This window comes from Actomonas aquatica (assembly GCF_019679435.2).
Taxonomy (GTDB): Bacteria; Verrucomicrobiota; Verrucomicrobiia; order Opitutales; family Opitutaceae; genus Actomonas; species Actomonas aquatica.
Genome location: NZ_CP139781.1, coordinates 2,702,736 through 2,719,639, shown reverse-complemented (window position 1 = coordinate 2,719,639; position 16,904 = coordinate 2,702,736). Strand labels below are relative to the sequence as shown.

Here is a 16,904-nt window from a genome sequence, read left to right as displayed (position 1 = left end):
CGGCGCTACGTGAGGGGCTTGGGCCGGTCCTTGAGGCGGAAGCTGAGGGCGACGAGGGCCAGGCCGAGGAGGCAGCAGAGCAGGGCGTAGCGGTAGAGGGTGAGCAGGCCGATTTCGGCGAGCTGACCGGACACAATGTTACCCGCGATGGAGAAGGCACCCTGGATGACCATGACATACACGCCTTGGATGGAGTTGCGGTAACCTTCGCCGGCGTGGGCATTGAGATACATGACAGGCACGATCATGTAGCCGATCACGGTGAGGCCGTGCACGAGCTGGAAGACGATGCTGAAGAAGGGGGTGGGCAGGTAGGCAAGGCAGGCGAGGCGGAAGAGGCTGGCGATGCCGCCGAGCAGGAGCAGTCCGCCGAATCCGATGCGGCGGCGCAGGCGCTCCATGTTGAGGATGTAGAGGATCTCGACCGCGACCCCCAGGCTGGAGATGAGGCCGACCCAGCGCTCATCGATCCCGATTTGGGTGGTGAGGTAGAGCGGGTAGAAGCCGTAGAAGGCCATGTTGGAGCTGATGACGAAACCGACCCCGAGCAGGAAAACGAGGAGCTTGGGGCGCAGCAGCACGCGCGCGGCGGCGAGGGTGGGGACTTTGGGCGGCGCTTTGACCGTGGCGGGCAGGTGGTAGCGCCGGGGCATGCGCAGGGCGTTGAGCACGCCGAAGATGGCGAAGCCGCCGGCGACGTAGGGCATCCACACGAGCCCGCCGGCGCAGTAGTCGCGGAGGTAGTAGCTGCCGTAGATGACGAGGGAAGGCGCAATGTAACCCACCGTGCCCCAGACGCGCACGTTGGCGTAGGGGGCGCGGGGCTGGGCGGGGTCGGATTGGAGGGAAAAGTAGATGCCGTCGGCGAGGGCGACCTGCGGTTGGGTGACCATGCGGTTGAGGGAAACCCAGATGAGGGTGGCCCAGAATCCGGCGGCGCCGATGAGGGCGGTCATGGCGACGATGTTGACCAAAAACATCGTGAGCAGGAGCGGACGCACGAGGCGGTAGCGGTCGGCCAAGTAGGTGAGGATGACCGGCATGAGCAGCACGGCGGCCTGACCGGTGGCGAAGGTGAACCCGATTTCCGAGGCGCACAGCTGTTTTACATCCCGCAGGTAGATCGGGATGTAGGGGGTGATGCAGCCGAACACCGCGTAGACGGCGAAGTAGTGGGCCTGCACCCGGGAGATGGGCGTGGGAGCTTGAATGGCGGACGGAAGGGGGACGGCGGCCATGTGAACGAATCCGCGGCGGGGAGGGAATGGCGTGTCTTGCGGTTCGTTAAGCGGGTGACCAAGTTGCGGCCCATGCCAGACCACGAACACGGCGGAGCGGCGCAGCCCTGGCGCGCCCGGATGCACGAACTCATCTTTGAGGCGGACACCCCGTCGGGTCGGATCTTCGACCTCGCGATCCTGGTGGCGATCGGCCTGAGCGTGCTGGCGGTGTGCCTCGAAAGCGTGCGCAGTGTGCGAGAGGCTTACGGCGCGGAGCTACGGGTGCTGGAGTGGGGGCTCACCATCGCGTTCACGGTGGAGTATGTGGCGCGGCTCATCGCGGTGAAGCGGCCGTGGATGTATGCGCGCAGCTTTTATGGGGTGGTCGACCTGTTGGCGATTTTGCCGACCTACCTGAGCCTGTTTGTGGTGGGCACGCAGTCGTTGTTGGTGGTGCGGGCGCTGCGCTTGTTGCGGATTTTCCGGATCCTGAAGCTCACGCACTACGTGGGGGAGGCGCGCATGTTGAAGGCGGCGCTGGCGGCGAGCTCGCGCAAGATCACGGTGTTTCTGGGCGCGGTGCTCACCTGTGTGCTCATTGCGGGGGCGTTGATGTATTTGATCGAAGGGGAGGAGCACGGTTTCACCAGCATCCCGCGCTCGATCTATTGGGCGATCGTGACGATGACCACGGTGGGTTACGGCGACATCGCTCCGCAGACGGTGGTGGGGCAGTTCGTGGCCTCGGTGGTGATGATCCTCGGTTACGGTGTGATCGCGGTGCCGACGGGTATCGTGACGGTGGCGATGAACGACGCGTTTAAAAAATCGACCAACACGCAGGCGTGTCCGGCCTGTGGCGCGAGCAGCCACGCGGACGACGCGAACTACTGCAAATATTGCGGGGAGAAACTATGAGCGCCGTAACCGGAGATCTGCGGGCATTGGGCGAGGATCTGTGGGTGGCGCAGTTTCCGTTTCGGATTGTGGGTGCGGAGCTGGGCAAGGCCGTGACGGTGATGCGGCTGCCGTCGGGAGAACTGGTGGTGCATTCGGGCGCGCCGTGGTCGGCGGCCGACGTGGCGGCGATCCAGGCGCTCGGGCCGGTGCGATGGGTGATGGAGGCGACGCGCTTGCATGACACCTTTGCGCGGGAGTTGCGGGCGGAGTTTCCGGAGGCGGAGTTTTTGTGGCCGGCGCGTTTCCCGGTCGCGGCGGAGGACTTGGCACCGGGCCGGGAGTTGGGGGCGGTTCCGGCGGAGTGGGCGGGGGAGATCGAAGTGGAGCCGTTGGGCGGTATCCCCGCGACGCAGGAAGTGGCGGTTTATCATCGTCGTTCCCGCACGCTCGTGCTGGCGGATCTGGTGTTTAACCTGCGGGTGGGGCCGGGGGAACGGGTGCCGTTTTTTGTGCGGTGGGTGTCGGGGCTGCGGACCTTTCCCGGCACCAGCCGGCTGTTACGGCTGAGTGTGAAGGACCGGGCGGCGCTGCGGCAGTCGTTGGCGCGCGTGCTGGCGTGGGACTTTGAGCGCGTGGTGGTAGGGCATGGCGAGATCATCGCGGGCGATGCAAAACGCACGCTCGAGCAGGCGCTGGCGTGGGCGAATGGGTAGGGGAATTGCCACCTATTTGCCGTAGTGCGTTCGAACCGGTTTTTTCTGAAAGTTATTTGAACGGCCTCGGGGGCGCTGCGTCTGAGAAGATGCATGCCAGTCTCGACTCTCCCCCGCCCGCTGGCCGCTTTGTTGTCCCTGATCTGCTGCGTCTCCGGCGTGGCGGCAGCCGAAACGAGTGGTCCGATCGTTGTCGCCGATGCGCAACGCCTCGATTTGGACGCTTATGTGGAGCCGGGGAAAACGGTCGTCTTTGGTTTCGTGAGCAAGTTCAGCCCGGCCTGCCCGTGTGAACCCTGCGCGAATCTCGCCGACCCGATGGCGGCCCTGCAGGCGGCGCACGACGACATGGTGGTCGTGATGGTGCAAATCGACCGGGAAGGCGCGACGCAGATCGATTGGACCTCGCCGGTGGCGATGCAATTTGGCCTGCGCCGGCTGCCTCACTTCATGGTGGTGGGACCGGAGGGCAAAGTGCTGGTGGAGGACAACCCGCAGGAGAGCGGCACCGAAGCGCTCGAATGGGTGCATCACCGGATCGAGGCGCTGCCCGGTCACACGGTAACGCCGGTGAAGGTGGCGGGCGGTTCATCCTGATATCGGACCGTTGACGGCTCCCGGCGGTAGATCCGGGCAGTCGGGGCGCCGTTCATCCAACCGGCGACCCCATTCATCCAAACTTCCTGCAACTTCGGGCGGAAATGAGGTGTGTTGCAAACATGCCCGCTACGTTTCCCCCACTCGCCGACTCTCGCTGCGCGTCCAACGCGATTTTGCGGGCTCTCGTCGCCGGAGCGTTTGCGGAGCGACTCTATCGTGTCATGCCCCGAGTTGTTCGTAGTATATTGTTGTGTTGTGGGGGAGTCCTTCGGGGCTCCTCCACGATTCGTTTCTACGGCCCGGAGGAAGGCACGCTGGTCGCGTTGCCGGTCACGCCAGTGAACCGGAACGCTTGGCTCCACGACTTTAACTGCTGATTCCTCATGGCCTCCTCATCCGAACCGAACCGTGCCGCGCCGAAGCGCGTGGCGAAAAAGAAAAAGAAGTCCTCCACCATGTGGTGGATCATTGGTGGTGTGCTCCTCGTGGTGCTCCTGGCCGTGGCGGCTGCCGCCAAGTCCCGCCAGGGCGAAAAGGGCACCAAGGTCCTCACCGACGAAGTCGCGCGTCGCGACATCACCCAGTTTGTCACCGCCACGGGCAAGATTGAGCCCGAGGTCGAGGTGAAGATCGCGCCGGAAGTCTCCGGAGAGATCGTTGAGCTGCCCTACGCCGAAGGCGCCGAGGTAGCCAAGGGCCAGTTGCTCCTGCGCATCAAGGACGACAACTACCGCTACCAGGTCGATCAGCGCGAAGCCGATCTCGCCGCCGCCCGCGCCTCCGAGGTGCAGAGCAAGGCGCAGCTCCTGAAGTCGGAAGAAGACTTCAAGCGCAGCGAAGGCCTCTACGCCAAGAAGCTTATTTCCGACGCCGAATACACTGCCGACAAGACTTCGCACAATGTCGCCGTCGCCAACTACGAGAGCGCCAAGGCCCAGGTGCGCCGCGCTGAAGGACTGCTCAAGCAGTCGCAGGACCAGCTGGAGAAAACCACCATCTACGCGCCGATGGACGGCACGATCAGCTCCCTCCCGGTCGAGCTTGGCGAGCGCGTCACCGGCACCGGCGGTTACAACGCTTCCGAGGTCATGCGTGTGGCCGACCTCTCCAACATGGAGGTGGTCGTGCAGGTCAACGAGAACGACGTCGTCAACGTGAAGGTCGGCAATGTCGCCCGCATCGATGTCGACGCGTATCCAGATCGTGAATTCGCCGGCGAGGTGACTGAGATTGCCTCCTCCGCCATCACCACCGGCGCGGGATCCCAGGCCGAGGTGACCAACTTTGAAGTGCGCATCCGCATCGACGCCGATGGCGAGCAACTCAAGCCCGGCATGAGCGCGCTGGCCGACATCGAAACCGCCAAGGTGGAGAACGTCATCGCCGTGCCGATCCAGTCGGTCACGGTCCGCAGCCGCGACGACGACAAGACTATGGAGCAGCTCGAAAAGGATCGCGAGAAGGCCAAGCGCGAAAAGGGCGGCGAGGGTGCGGCGACGGCCGAAAACCTCGAGGAGCAACGCCAGCAGGAGCGCGAGAATCGTGAGTCGCTGCGCCGCGTGGTGTTTGTGGTCGAAGACGGCAAGGCCAAGCTGGTCGATGTAGAGACCGGCATCGCCGACACGTCCTACATGCAAATCACCTCCGGCCTGGAGGAAGGCCAGGTCGTGGTCTCCGGCAGCTACGCCACCATCACCCGCACTTTGAAGGATGACATGGCCGTCAGCGTGCAAAAGCGCGGTGGCAGCAAAGCCAAGACGACGCCGGAAGACACCGAGGAATAAGAACCGCCAGCGCGAACGGTTGCCGCGGTGCGAGGGTTCCCTCCCCGCCCGCCGCGCCGCCCGCCCGAATCCCTGCCACGCCAAATCATGAGCGACACCACTTCCACTCCCAGCCCGCTTCCCGCGACGGGTCGCAGCATCCGGCCGCACGGCGAGCTGGTCATCGACATCGAGGGCGTCACCAAGCTCTACCGCATGGGCAGCGAGGTGGTGCACGCGCTGCGCGGCGTCTCCCTGCAGATTCATCGCAACGAATACCTCGCGGTGATGGGCCCGTCGGGCTCCGGCAAATCGACCCTCATGAACATGCTGGGCTGCCTCGATACGCCGACTGCCGGTTATTACGCCTTTGCCGGCGAGGACGTCGCAGCCATGAGCGACGACGAGCTGGCCGACATCCGTAATCGCGAGATCGGCTTCGTGTTCCAGAGCTTCAACCTGCTGCCGCGGTCCGATTCGCTGCACAACGTGGAGCTGCCGCTGATCTACGCCGGAGTGAGTTCTACCGAACGTCGCGAGCGCGCGATGGAAGCGTTGGAGAACGTCGGTCTCGGCGACCGCGTGCATCACAAGCCCAACGAGCTTTCCGGCGGTCAGCGTCAGCGCGTGGCCATTGCCCGCGCCCTGGTGAACCGCCCGTCGATCATCCTGGCCGACGAGCCGACCGGCGCCTTGGACTCTAAGACCGGCGTCGAGATCATGGAGCTATTCGAGCAGCTCTACGCCAAGGGCAACACCATCATCATGGTCACCCACGAAGAGGACGTCGCCCAACACGCCCGCCGCATCGTCCGCCTCCGCGACGGCCTCATCGAAGCCGACCAAGCCAACGGCTGAGCCGTTGGATTTTGGATTTTCGAATCTGGATTTTCGATTTTTCACGATGAACGAAACCGAGCTCAAAAAACGCACGAAGGACTTCGCCCTCCGAGGCCTGAAGTTGATCGATTCGCTGCCGGACACGCGCTCGGGTCGCATTCTCGCCGGGCAACTCGGCCGTTCGTGCACGTCCGTGGGGGCCAATTACCGCGCGGCCTGTCGTTCGCGTTCCAAAGCGGAAATGATTTCCAAACTGTCGGTCGTGGAGGAAGAGGCCGATGAGTCCGAATTCTGGATGGAGCTCATCGAAGCGTATGGCCTGCGCAGCGCCCGACAGGTGTCCGCGCTCAAGAAGGAAGCGCATGAGCTAACCGCCATCATGGTCGCATCGCGCCGCACTCTGCAGAAGCGCGCGGCGGAATCCAAAATCGAGAATCCAAAATCCAAAATCCGGTGAAGCGTTTTTTCTATGAGTTTTCCGAGTCGGTGAAGATCGCGTTGGCGCAGATTCGCGCCAACAAGATGCGGTCGGCGCTCACGGCGTTGGGGGTGGTCATCGGCATCGTCGCGGTGACGATGATGGTCACCGCCATTCTCGGCATCAATCGGGTGGTCGACAAAAGCTTCTCCGGCTTCGGCGACGACGTGCTCTACGTGACCAAGTGGCCGTGGGCGGGCACCAACGAGTGGTGGGTGTATCGCAACCGCCCCGACATTCGCACCAGCTACTCCGAGCGCATTAACGAATGGATCGATGAGAACCCAGGCAGCGCGCTCATTCGCGCGGTGCCGGCCGACAATCGCACCGTCAATGTCGCGCACGGTGACCTGCGTGTATCCAATATCTTCTTACTCGGCACCTCGCACGAGTTGGCCACCATCAGCAAAACCGAGATGATGGAAGGCCGGTTCTTCAACGAGTTTGAGAATCAGCAGGGCACCAAGGTGGCGATCATCGGCTTCGATGTGGCCGATGCTCTCTTCCCGAACCGCTCCCCGGTCGGAGAAACCGTGCTGGTGCGAGGCGCGCCCTTCACGGTGATCGGCGTGAGTGAACGGCAGGGCAGTTTCCTGGGCATGTTCAGTTTGGATTCATCGATCGTGATCCCGATCAAAGCCTACCGTTACAACATCCACGGCCGCGATGAGGGCGACGTCCGGGTGCAGTTTGACACCAGTCGCGGAGATCAGGCGCGCGATGAGTTGCGCGGGCTGATGCGGCGCATCCGGCAGCTCGGTCCGGAGGATAAGGACGACTTTGAAATCAACGAGTCGGGCGTCATTCGCGACATCATTGATCCGATCCAGCAGGGCATCGCGATTGCGGGTCTGGTGATCACCGGACTGGCGCTCTTTGTCGGCGCGATCGGCATCATGAACATCACCTACGTGAGCGTGAAGGAACGCACCCGTGAGATCGGCACGCGCAAAGCGCTGGGCGCGCGGCGACGTTCGATCCTTACGCAGTTCCTCGTCGAGGCCGTGAGCATCTGCGTGCTCGGCGGCATCATCGGGCTCACCCTTACCTGGGGCTTGGCGGCGGTGGTCACGATGGCCGCCCCCAATTTCCCCATCGTCTTTTCACCCACCGTGATTCTGGTCGCGGTGGCCCTTTCCACCGGAGTGGGCGTGGTCAGCGGTTTTGCCCCCGCTTACACCGCCAGCTCCCTCGACCCGGTCGAGGCCTTGCGTTACGAATAATGATTCTCTGGGAAACACTGATTTTGGCGTTTGCCTCCCTGAAGGCGAACAAGCTGCGTTCGGCGCTCACGATGATCGGTATCGGGGTGGGCATCTTCACCGTGATCCTGGTGATGACCGCCATCTCGGGCGTGAAGTCCAAGATCGAGGACGGCCTCAATGTGTTGGGAGCGAACTCAATTCAGGTTTCGAAGTTCCCGCTGGTGAACTTCAGCAACCCGCGGGAACGCTTCGGCAACCGCCCCGACATTCGCTACCGCCAGGCCCTGCGTTTCAAGGAGCTCATGGCGGACACGGCGCGCGTGAGCCTGATCACGGGCCGCGGTGGTCGCCGGGTGTATTACGAGCAGGAGCACACCAACCCGGACGTGCGTTTCACCGGCACCGATGAGAACTACCTCACCAGCTACGCCTACGAGGTGGCGAAGGGCCGGCCGATCTCGATCGACGACGTGAACTTCGCCCGCTCCGTCTGCCTCATCGGTGAAGATGTGCGCAAGAAGCTCTTCCGCGACGAGGAGGCCCTCGGCAAAACGATCCGGATCGATGGGGCTTCGCTCACGGTCGTGGGCATTCTGGCGGAGAAGGGTTCATCGTTTGGCCAGAGTCAGGACAACCTCGTGGTCACGCCCATTTCGCGTTGGTTCAACGCCTACGGCCGCTCCGGCCGCTCGATCAGCATCAACGTGCAGGCGCCGGATACGGCCGACCTGAACGAAGTGCACGAGCACGCCATCGGCCAGATGCGCCTGGTGCGCGGGCTGTTGCCGGAAGACGGTAACGACTTCGACACGACCACGAACGATTCGCTGATCAAGACCTTCGACGAAGCGCTGAACGGCGTGGCGGTGGGCGCGTTTGTCATCAGCTCGATCGCGCTGCTCGCGGCAGGCGTGGGCGTAATGAATATCATGTTGGTGAGTGTGACCGAACGCACCCGCGAGATCGGCATCCGCAAAAGTCTCGGCGCGCGCAAAAAGACGATCCTGGCGCAGTTCCTGATCGAAGCCGTAGCGCTGTCGATCGTCGGTGGCATTGCCGGCATCGCGTTCGGCATCGTGGGCGGCAACCTGGCCGGTATGCTCCTGAGTGCGGCCGTGGTGTTCCCGGTCGGCTGGGCTACCGCGGGCCTGATCGTATGCAGCGGCATCGGCGTCGGCTTCGGCCTCTATCCCGCGTGGAAAGCCGCGTCCCTCGATCCCATCGAAGCCCTGCGCTTCGAATGATCGGATAGAGGGATTTTCGATTTTGGATTCTTGATTTTTGATTGGCGAAGCATTCGCCGATCATCCGCTAGCGCGACCAAGGTCGCGGCCTACACGGTAGGTGCGAACCCGCACTGTAGGCTGCAAGCTTGCTTGCGCTGCGTTGCCCCTCCGCCACCGCAACGGCCCAATCCAAAATCGAGAATCAAAAATCCAAAATCCCGAAATCCGCTCAGTTGCCGCGGCGGATGTCGGAGCCCTGGAAGTCGATCGTGATGCGGAAGACCTTTTTGATGCGGCAGGTGATGTCGCCGGTCTGCAGGTCGAATTTTTCCGGGATCTCGATGCGGTGCAGGTCGACCACGGCGTGGTAGCCGCGCTCGGAAAAGACATCGATGAGGATGGCCAGTGCGAGGTTGTCGTGCAGCAGGCCGTCTTCGGCGTTGATGTGCGCGTTGCCCGAGATGGCGTGCCGGCGCACGATCGGCATGATCTTGCGCTCCACGAAGGACACGACCTTTGCAAGCAGCTCGGGGTGGTTGAACTGGTAACCGTCGAGGCGCTTCACCAACTCCTGGCGGGCGTGCACACTCAGCTCACTGGCGACCGGGATGTGGCGCAGGGTGTCGTGCGTCGCGGGGTCGAGCTCGAGCAAGCTCTGATACTTGAGCTCCTTGACGATGTTTTCCTCCACCTCGTCGATGGCGCCCTGGGCGTTGACGAAGTGGTAGTGGAAGATGGATTTGAGCGACTGAAGCGCATCCCAGGTCTTTTCTTTGAAGACGCGGTAACGGCGCTGGGCGAGGTCGGCATCGTAGTCGGTGGGGCGCTCCTCCCAGAGTTCACCATCGCCGGTGCGGCGCACCTCGTCGTTGTGTTCCTTGGTGAGGCGGCCGCGTTTGAGCTGACGTTCGACCGAGACCTTTTCCTCCACGAAGAGCACCATGATGTGCACGGTGGGCTGGCGGAAATGGATGCCGAGCGGCGTGCCGTAAAACTCGCGGCGCAGTCCCTGCATTTTGGATACAAGCAGCTTGAGCGACTCCACCTGCACCTGCGTGCGCGGGAAGCCGTCGAGGATGCAGCCGTCGCGATACTCTGGCTTGAGCAGTTCGCGCAGCAGGATGCCGATCACCTCGCGGTCGCCGACCATCATGCCGGCGTCCTTGATGCGGCGGGCCTCAGGGCTGTCGAGCAAGGCGCTCACGACGATGGGTGGGCAGGTGAGGCCGCGGGCCTTGAGAATGAAACCGGTGTTGGTGCCCTTACCGGCACCGGGCGCACCACCGAGGAGGATGATTTCCTTGGGGAAACGCAGGTGCTCACGACCAAACTCAGCCTCCAAGTCGGTCCAGACATCGTTAAAAATCAGCGTGGTGTCTTTGATCTCAAGGTCGGCGGGTTTGGCACCTTGAGCGTGGGGTTTGGAGGCCGCGGCGGCGGCGGAGTGCTTATCGGATTCAGGCATGGCAGCACGCGAAGCGCAGCGTGCCGGGAGGGTTTTGTCGAGTCAGCGACGCTTTGTTTGTTCAATCTATTGAAAGCGAGCTGCGGCACGGGGGCCCGAGTGGAAATCGGTCACGAAATTATAACCAGATGGTCGGGTGAAATCGGGAACCCATCCGGGCAAGGGGGGTCAATGGGGATGCCGAATGGCCCCGGGGATGCGTCCCCGGGAGTTAGTTGAAGCTGGACCTGACGGGGTCGCCCTTGCGGTGGCCCCGTCTTGGTGTTTCTGGGCGGCGCGGTTGGCGCGCGGGGACTGTCATATGGTCGGCTGAAGCCAACCCTACGAGCGCTTCTTCAAAATCGTGCGCGGACCGGTTTCCATTTGGCCGCGGGTGACGCCGAGTTGGTTGAGGAGTTTGAGTTCCTGCCAAAGGGCGGAGCCGGTGAGTTCGCCGCGCAGGAGGCGTTGGTAGGCGGCGATGGTGCGCGGGATCTCGTCCGGCGATTCGTGCACAAACTCGACCCGGAAATAGCGGGCGCCGAGCGCGACGAGGCGGTCGACGTATTCGGCCCCGGTCTGGGCTCGGTTGTTGTAAACCGTGTTGCGGCAACCGGCGTCGGCTTTGAGCGGGAGTTGGGCGCCGACGCGGTCGCGGAGGGCGACGCGATGCTTTTCGCACGGTCGGCCGCAATCGTGGTAGTCCTTGCCGCTGCTGAGGAAGGCGCAGAACACACAGTGCTCCATGTGAAACATGGGCATGTGTTGGTGGATGGTGATGTCGAACCAGTCGCCCGGGGCATTTTGCAACAGGGCTTCAAGTTGCCCGATGTTCAGGTCGTAACTGGCGGTCACCCGTTCGAGGCCGTAGCGCTCGCGGAAAAATTCGGCCGTCAGCGGATTGGCGACATTGAGCGAAAAATCACCGCGCACGCGGTCGTCGGCGAAGAAGCGCAGGTGCTCGTGGTGGCGGGCGAGAAAACCGTCGGCTTCGCAGGAACGCACCTGTTTGAGGATCCATTCTTCGCCCGGTTTAAAGACGCGGGGTGGGGCGACCCAAATCGACGGCTTTGCCGTCGATAAGTTCGAAGTAGGATGTTCGAAGTCAGAAGTAGTTTGTTGGTGAGACCGGAAGCGGGTGACGGCTTCGCGGTAGTGTTTGGGGTTTTCGAACTCGCAGTAGAAGGTGCTGATGCCGGGGCAGGTGAGGGCGGCTTCGAACTGGGCGAGGTCGCGGGTGACGACGATGAGCTCGGGCGCGGTCTCGGTCGGGACGGCGGTCGCGTTGGCCGCTACGCGGGTCGTGGTCGGATCGGGGGCGGTGAGCGCCCAGCGCAGGGGCGCCTGCCGGAGCGCGGTGAGCTGCGCGACGGCGTCGCGGCGAAGTTGGTTGAGCTCGCTCAGCGGGACGATGACTTCGCCCTCGAGGTGATTGGCAAGCTCGCCGAGTTGGAAGGGCGTGCCGCCGAGGCGTCCGAGTTGCTGGCGCAGGCGTTCGGTATCGAGCGGGCGTTGCTCGGCCACGGCGAGCGGGGCGGAGGAGGCGACTTTTACCTGATGGCCTTCGCCGTCGTCGAGGATGAGGGTGAGCGGCGCGCCGGCGTGGCCGTGGACTTCGGCGCGGATGGGGCGGGTGAAGCGCACCTTGTCGCCGGCAAAAGTGGCGCGCAGTTCGCGCCCCAGCGCCGGGTCGCTGGTTTTCCAGAGGCGGTCGCCCACGTGGACGCGGCCGAAGTTGACGGCACCGCGGCCGAACGTGAGCACACTCTCGCCGGACTTGGCCGTATCGATGGTGTAAATACGGCCGCCCTCTTCACCCTCGGCGTGGCGGCCGGCGTCGAAGGCCACGCCGTCACCGGCTTTGAGCGGAGACTCGAGGCGGGCGAAAACGCGGTCGCCCTGCACGCGCGTGACGCGGCCCAGGAAACGACCGCGTTTGGTGCCGAAGCGACCGTGGGCGAGTTCCTGATTGTGGATGCCGTTGAACCAGCCGGTGTAGAGGCCGCGGGAGAAACTCATCTCGAGTTCGTAGCGGGCGGCTTCGCGGTCGAAGGCGGGCGGCGCAGCTTCAAGGATCTGATCGAGGGCGCGGCGGTAGGTCCGGGTGATGGACGCGACGTATTCGGGGCTCTTCAGGCGGCCTTCAATTTTGAGCGAGGCAACGCCGGCGCGCACGAGTTCGGGCAGCACGTCGAGGCCGGCGAGATCCTGCGGGCTGAGCAGGTAGGCGCGGTCACCGAGGTCGACCTTTTGGCCATCGGAAATGAGCTCGTAGGGCAGGCGGCAGGCTTGGGCGCACTCGCCGCGATTGGCGGAACGGCCCCCGAGGGATTCGCTGGTGAGGCACTGGCCGGAGTAGGCGACACACAGCGCGCCGTGCACAAAGACCTCAAGCGGCAGCGGTCGACCGCTGGCAGCCTGTGCTTCCTGGATGGCGTTGATTTCCTTAATGGAATTTTCGCGGGCGAGCACGACAAGATGGGCGTCGAGGTCGCGGGCAAAATCGGTGCCGGCGCCGCTGGAGATGGTCATCTGCGTGGAGCAGTGAATCGGGAAGTCGGGCGACAGGCGGCGGATGAGGCGGCAGATGCCGATGTCCTGGACGATGGCGGCGTCGACGCCGGCGGCGATGATGGCGCGCAGGTAGTCGGCGGCGGCGTCGAGTTCGTCGGCGAAGACGAGCGTGTTGAACGTCACGTAACCCCGCACGCCGCGCTCGTGCAGAAAGGCCATGAGGGCGGGCAGGTCGGCGAGGGTGAAATTGTGAGCGCGCATGCGCGCGTTGAAACGTTCGAGGCCGAAGTAGATGGCATCGGCGCCGTTCTCGACGGCGGCTCGCGCGCATTCCCAGTCACCCGCGGGAGCAAGCAGCTCAGGACGGTGGGTAGCGGTAGGCGCGGGCGTGTTGGGCGATGGCGGCACGGTGACCCGTTGTGACGTTTGGCGGTCGGGGTTCAAGCCGTAGTGCCGGCTTTAGCCGGCATTGCTGCGGTGGAGGGGGACGGCGAATAAAGCGAAAGAATCGTTACCGGTGGCGGCCGTGGCGGACGATGTCCCAGATGAGGTAGAAACCGACCATGGCGGAAAGCAGGTAACCGACGAGGCCGAGGGCGGGGTAACCGAAGAGCAGGGGGCGGATGCCGGTGGTGACGATCATCGACGAACCGATGATGAGGGAGCCGGTGACGACGCCGAGGGTGATGCGGTTGGAGGCGTGCTCGATGGCATCGTCGAGGTCGTCGAGGCCTTTGTGCTCCAGGTTGACGGTGATGTCGTCCTGCTCAAAGCGGCGCACGAGCCGCTGGGCGGCGGCGGGCAAATCGGTGAGGCTGCCCAGCGCGCCGCGCATAAATTCGCGGGTGCGGCGGGAAAGCGCGCGGGGGCCCGAGCGCTCCTTAAAGAGCTGGCGCAGGACTGGGGCGGCCTGGCGGCGGAGGTCAAACTCGGGGTCGAGCACGCGGCCAACTTCTTCGATGGCGAGCACGGCTTTGGCCATCATGGCGTAGTCCTTGGAGAGGGGCACGCCGTGGTCGCCGAAGACGAAGAGCAGCTTGAGCATGGCGCGACCGATTTCCTGGCGGCCGATGGCGAAGTTGAGTTCTTCTCGCAGCGCGAGGGTGACGTCTTTTTCCATCTCGCGCGGATCCATGCGAGCGCCGGTGGGCGCGAGGTCGGCGGCGATGCGCACGACGCGTTCGGCGTCCCCTTCGACGGCGGCGACCCAGAAATCGGCAAGCGCGTAGCGCAGGCGGCGGGTGAGGTGGCCGGCGAGGCCCCAGTCGAGAAAACAGAGGCGTCCGTCGGGCGCGATAAGCACGTTGCCGGCGTGCGGATCGCCGTGGAAAAAACCGTCGATCAACACCTGATGCACGATGGAGCGGGCACCATGGGCGGCGAGGGCTTTGCCCTGCTCGGGTGGCAGGTCTTCGGCGGAAACCGGCCGGCCGGCGATGCGTTCCATCACCAGCAACTTCGACGTGGTGTAGTCGTCGAAGGTCTTCGGCGCGAAGACCTGATCGCCGGCGGGGTTGATGGTGTTGAAGTAAGTCTGGTTGCGGGCCTCGTAGCGGAAATCGAGTTCGCGCTCGACGCCGTCACGCACGGCTTCGACGACGGAGGGCAGGTCGTAGGGGCGCAGCGAGGCGATGCGCAGGTGCAGCTGGTGGGCAATCCAGGTGGCGAGGTCGAGGTCGGCGCGGATCAGGCGGGCGATGCCGGGGCGCTGCACTTTTACGGCCACCTCGGCGCCGTCTTCGTGGAGTTTGGCAAAGTAGACCTGGGCGAGGGAAGCGGCGGCGACCGGGGTCTCGTTGAACTCGGCAAACACTTCGGTCGGTTCGCCATCCAATTCCTCTGTAATAAGATCGCGGATACGGTCGAAGGGAACCGGGGCGACGGAGTTCTGCAGTTTGCGCAGCTCAAGGATGAGCGGGTGGGGGATGAGGTCGGGCCGCATGCTGAGCAGCTGGCCAAACTTCACCCAGGCCGGGCCGAGTTCCTCGGCGGCGAGGCGGATGCGCTCCCACCAGGAGCGGCGGGGGGCGTCGGGGTTGCGAAAGCGCCGGGCGAGGGGCGCGGGCAGATCGAGCTGGTTGATAAAATCGGCAAAGCCGTGCCGGGCGAAGACCGTGAAGATCTCCTTGGCGCGGACGGCGTTGCCGAGCAGGTCGAACGCCTTCACGTCACGGTTCGCCGCTGCGGGTGGGCGGCTCGGCCAGCTTGGCCTCCAACACCTTCACGCGTTCTTCGAGGGCGGCGATGCGGGCGTTGGCGTCGGCGGACGAGCGGTCGAGCATGCCGGAGATGCGGGTGTTGAGTTCGCCGGCGAGTTCGTCGAATTCCTTGCGGCCTTGTTCGGCGATCTTGTCGGCCATGATGCGGGCGTCTTGGGCATTGACCTTCCCTTGGCGCACGAAGTCATCGAGGGTGCCCTCGATCTTATCTTTGGTGATCACGGCGGCACCCACGCCCGCGAGCAGGGTTTTTTTGAGCAGGTCGATCATAGCGTGATCAACGTAGCCGGGTCGGGCCGTTGCGCAAATGGAATTCAGGGCGCGTCGTCGGGCGTGCGGTAGGTGGTGTTGGCGGCCGGGCCGCCGGAGGGCGGACTGGCGGTGGCGACCTCGCGCTCGTGCGGGTTGCGCGCGGCGTAGGGCGCGATGACGCGGAGGCGCCACGCCATCCAGACGGTGAAGGCAAAGGCGGTGACCGACATGAAACCGGCGCGGTTGAAGCCGATGAGGCGACCGTCGGCATCGGCGGTGACGAGCAGACCGGAGGCCACGTTGGCAAGACCGGCGGCGGCTTGCTGGATGGCGCTGATGACCGACATGAATCCGCCGCGGTAGCGCGCTTCGACGGAGTTGGTGATCATCGCCATGGCCGGGGGAAAGCGGCTGGCCATGCCGACGAAGAAGAAGGCCGAGAGCGGCAGGACCAATGGCAATGGCGTGGGGCCGAGGTGGGTGAGAACGAGAACCGCGAGGCAGGCCGGAAGCGTGACGACCATGAGCACGTGCAGCTTGTCGTAGCGGTCGGACATGCGCCCCAACCACGGCATGGCGAAGAAGCTGGCGGTGCCGCCGACCAGGTAGATGAAGGGCAATTGGCTTTCGCTGATGCCGACGTTTTTGATCAGCGACGGCGCCATGAAGGGCACGATGGCAGCTCCGGCGAACATGAGCAGACCGCCGAGCCAGAAGCCGCGTTGGTGGACCGGGTGCACGAGGATGGCGCGCATCTGGCGCCAGCCGGTGTGGTCGCCGCGCTGACTGGGCACGTGGGGCAGGGTGCGGGCGGCGATGAAGAGCACGATGAGGCTCAGGACGGTGAGCAGATAAAATGGCGCGTGCCATTCCCAGGCGTTGGCGAGGATGATGGAGAGGGGCACGCCGGCGATTGAGGCGAGCGGGAAGGCCGACATCACGGTCGACATGGCGCGGCCACGTCGCTCGGGCGGGATGACGTCGCCCACCATGGCGGTAACGACGGATCCGGCGACGCCGCCAAAAGCACCGGCAGCGAGCCGGGCGAAGAGCAGGGCGAGGTAGGTGGGCGCGATGGCGCAGGCGAAGGTCGCGAGGGTAAAGCCGGAGAACAGCACCAAGAGGGCGTTGCGGCGGTCGAAACGGTCGAGCACGAAACCGCCGGCGAAGCCCGAAATGGCGGCGGCGGTGCCGTAGGCGGCGACCAACCACGAAAACTCGCGTGGGGTGATGGCGAACACGCCCATGATCTTGGCCCCGAGCGGCATCATGATCATAAAATCCAACACGTTGGCGAACTGCACCGCCGCGAGCGTGATGAGGAGCGCCCGTTCCTGGGAGGCGGGCAGCGAAGCGGTGGTGGTGGTCATGAGTGGCGGCGGGCGAAGAAGGTTTCGCGCCAAGTCTCAAAGAACCGCAGGGTGGGGCGAAACGGCGATCTCTGGTGTTGATGGCCAAAATGCCGCAGGGCGGAACGCGTTGCGGGATACGGGATGCGTGATGCGTGATGCGGGATACGGGATGCGCCCT

Annotated in this window: 14 protein-coding genes; 8 read left to right on the top strand and 6 right to left on the bottom strand. The window is 64.2% G+C overall.

Going from position 1 to position 16,904, the window contains the following annotated elements:
• Window positions 1-5 precede the first annotated feature (5 nt).
• Window positions 6-1,238, bottom strand: coding sequence for an MFS transporter (locus K1X11_RS10800; protein WP_221032352.1), 1,233 nt, complete (start codon window positions 1,236-1,238; stop codon window positions 6-8).
• 72 nt (window positions 1,239-1,310) lie between these two features.
• Between K1X11_RS10800 and K1X11_RS10795 the strand changes: the two genes are divergently transcribed.
• From K1X11_RS10795 to K1X11_RS10760, 8 genes are all read left to right on the top strand, one after another.
• Window positions 1,311-2,138 (top strand): ion transporter, encoded by an 828-nt coding sequence (locus tag K1X11_RS10795; RefSeq protein WP_221032351.1) that lies wholly within the window; start codon window positions 1,311-1,313, stop codon window positions 2,136-2,138.
• On the top strand, window positions 2,135-2,833 hold the full coding sequence (locus K1X11_RS10790; protein WP_221032350.1) for a DUF4336 domain-containing protein: 699 nt from the start codon (window positions 2,135-2,137) through the stop codon (window positions 2,831-2,833). The genes K1X11_RS10795 and K1X11_RS10790 overlap by 4 nt, the downstream gene beginning before the upstream one ends.
• A gap of 93 nt (window positions 2,834-2,926) precedes the next feature.
• A complete protein-coding gene (locus K1X11_RS10785; protein WP_221032349.1) occupies window positions 2,927-3,430 on the top strand; it encodes a TlpA family protein disulfide reductase in 504 nt (167 codons plus the stop codon).
• 386 nt (window positions 3,431-3,816) lie between these two features.
• Entirely contained in the window at window positions 3,817-5,217 is a 1,401-nt protein-coding gene (locus K1X11_RS10780; RefSeq protein ID WP_221032348.1) for an efflux RND transporter periplasmic adaptor subunit, read from the top strand.
• 87 nt (window positions 5,218-5,304) lie between these two features.
• Complete coding sequence (locus tag K1X11_RS10775; RefSeq protein WP_221032347.1) at window positions 5,305-6,054, top strand: ABC transporter ATP-binding protein; 750 nt, start codon at window positions 5,305-5,307, stop codon at window positions 6,052-6,054.
• A 46-nt stretch (window positions 6,055-6,100) separates the two neighbouring features.
• A complete protein-coding gene (locus K1X11_RS10770) occupies window positions 6,101-6,493 on the top strand; it encodes a four helix bundle protein (protein WP_221032346.1) in 393 nt (130 codons plus the stop codon).
• Window positions 6,490-7,737, top strand: a complete 1,248-nt coding sequence (locus tag K1X11_RS10765) for an ABC transporter permease (protein WP_221032345.1) — start codon at window positions 6,490-6,492, stop codon at window positions 7,735-7,737. The genes K1X11_RS10770 and K1X11_RS10765 overlap by 4 nt, the downstream gene beginning before the upstream one ends.
• Window positions 7,737-8,963 carry an ABC transporter permease gene (locus K1X11_RS10760; protein ID WP_221032344.1) on the top strand — a complete coding sequence of 409 codons (1,227 nt, stop codon included), beginning with the start codon at window positions 7,737-7,739 and terminating at the stop codon, window positions 8,961-8,963. The genes K1X11_RS10765 and K1X11_RS10760 overlap by 1 nt, the downstream gene beginning before the upstream one ends.
• A gap of 211 nt (window positions 8,964-9,174) precedes the next feature.
• Here the strand turns inward: K1X11_RS10760 and K1X11_RS10755 are convergent, their stop codons facing one another.
• The 5 genes from K1X11_RS10755 to K1X11_RS10735 form a co-directional block, all read right to left on the bottom strand.
• On the bottom strand, window positions 9,175-10,410 hold the full coding sequence (locus tag K1X11_RS10755) for a nucleoside monophosphate kinase (RefSeq protein ID WP_221032343.1): 1,236 nt from the start codon (window positions 10,408-10,410) through the stop codon (window positions 9,175-9,177).
• Window positions 10,411-10,731: 321 nt separating this feature from the next.
• Window positions 10,732-13,311, bottom strand: coding sequence for a U32 family peptidase (locus tag K1X11_RS10750; RefSeq protein ID WP_324726160.1), 2,580 nt, complete (start codon window positions 13,309-13,311; stop codon window positions 10,732-10,734).
• 103 nt (window positions 13,312-13,414) lie between these two features.
• Window positions 13,415-15,070: an ABC1 kinase family protein gene (locus K1X11_RS10745; protein WP_221032341.1), complete on the bottom strand. Its 1,656-nt coding sequence runs from the start codon at window positions 15,068-15,070 to the stop codon at window positions 13,415-13,417.
• 1 nt (window position 15,071) lies between these two features.
• Window positions 15,072-15,392: a phasin family protein gene (locus tag K1X11_RS10740; RefSeq protein ID WP_221032340.1), complete on the bottom strand. Its 321-nt coding sequence runs from the start codon at window positions 15,390-15,392 to the stop codon at window positions 15,072-15,074.
• Between the two features lie 44 nt (window positions 15,393-15,436).
• Complete coding sequence (locus K1X11_RS10735; protein ID WP_221032339.1) at window positions 15,437-16,744, bottom strand: MFS transporter; 1,308 nt, start codon at window positions 16,742-16,744, stop codon at window positions 15,437-15,439.
• Window positions 16,745-16,904 lie beyond the last annotated feature (160 nt).

Excerpts from the sequence above, each read along its gene's own strand:
- K1X11_RS10755 (WP_221032343.1), bottom strand. The coding sequence starts at position 10,410 with ATGCCTGAATCCGATAAGCACTCCGCCGCCGCCGCGGCCTCCAAACCC.
- K1X11_RS10740 (WP_221032340.1), bottom strand. The coding sequence starts at position 15,392 with ATGATCGACCTGCTCAAAAAAACCCTGCTCGCGGGCGTGGGTGCCGCC.
- K1X11_RS10735 (WP_221032339.1), bottom strand. The coding sequence starts at position 16,744 with ATGACCACCACCACCGCTTCGCTGCCCGCCTCCCAGGAACGGGCGCTC.
- K1X11_RS10770 (WP_221032346.1), top strand. The coding sequence starts at position 6,101 with ATGAACGAAACCGAGCTCAAAAAACGCACGAAGGACTTCGCCCTCCGA.
- K1X11_RS10795 (WP_221032351.1), top strand. The coding sequence starts at position 1,311 with ATGCCAGACCACGAACACGGCGGAGCGGCGCAGCCCTGGCGCGCCCGG.
- K1X11_RS10760 (WP_221032344.1), top strand. The coding sequence starts at position 7,737 with ATGATTCTCTGGGAAACACTGATTTTGGCGTTTGCCTCCCTGAAGGCG.
- K1X11_RS10785 (WP_221032349.1), top strand. The coding sequence starts at position 2,927 with ATGCCAGTCTCGACTCTCCCCCGCCCGCTGGCCGCTTTGTTGTCCCTG.
- K1X11_RS10800 (WP_221032352.1), bottom strand. The coding sequence starts at position 1,238 with ATGGCCGCCGTCCCCCTTCCGTCCGCCATTCAAGCTCCCACGCCCATC.
- K1X11_RS10790 (WP_221032350.1), top strand. The coding sequence starts at position 2,135 with ATGAGCGCCGTAACCGGAGATCTGCGGGCATTGGGCGAGGATCTGTGG.
- K1X11_RS10780 (WP_221032348.1), top strand. The coding sequence starts at position 3,817 with ATGGCCTCCTCATCCGAACCGAACCGTGCCGCGCCGAAGCGCGTGGCG.
- K1X11_RS10775 (WP_221032347.1), top strand. The coding sequence starts at position 5,305 with ATGAGCGACACCACTTCCACTCCCAGCCCGCTTCCCGCGACGGGTCGC.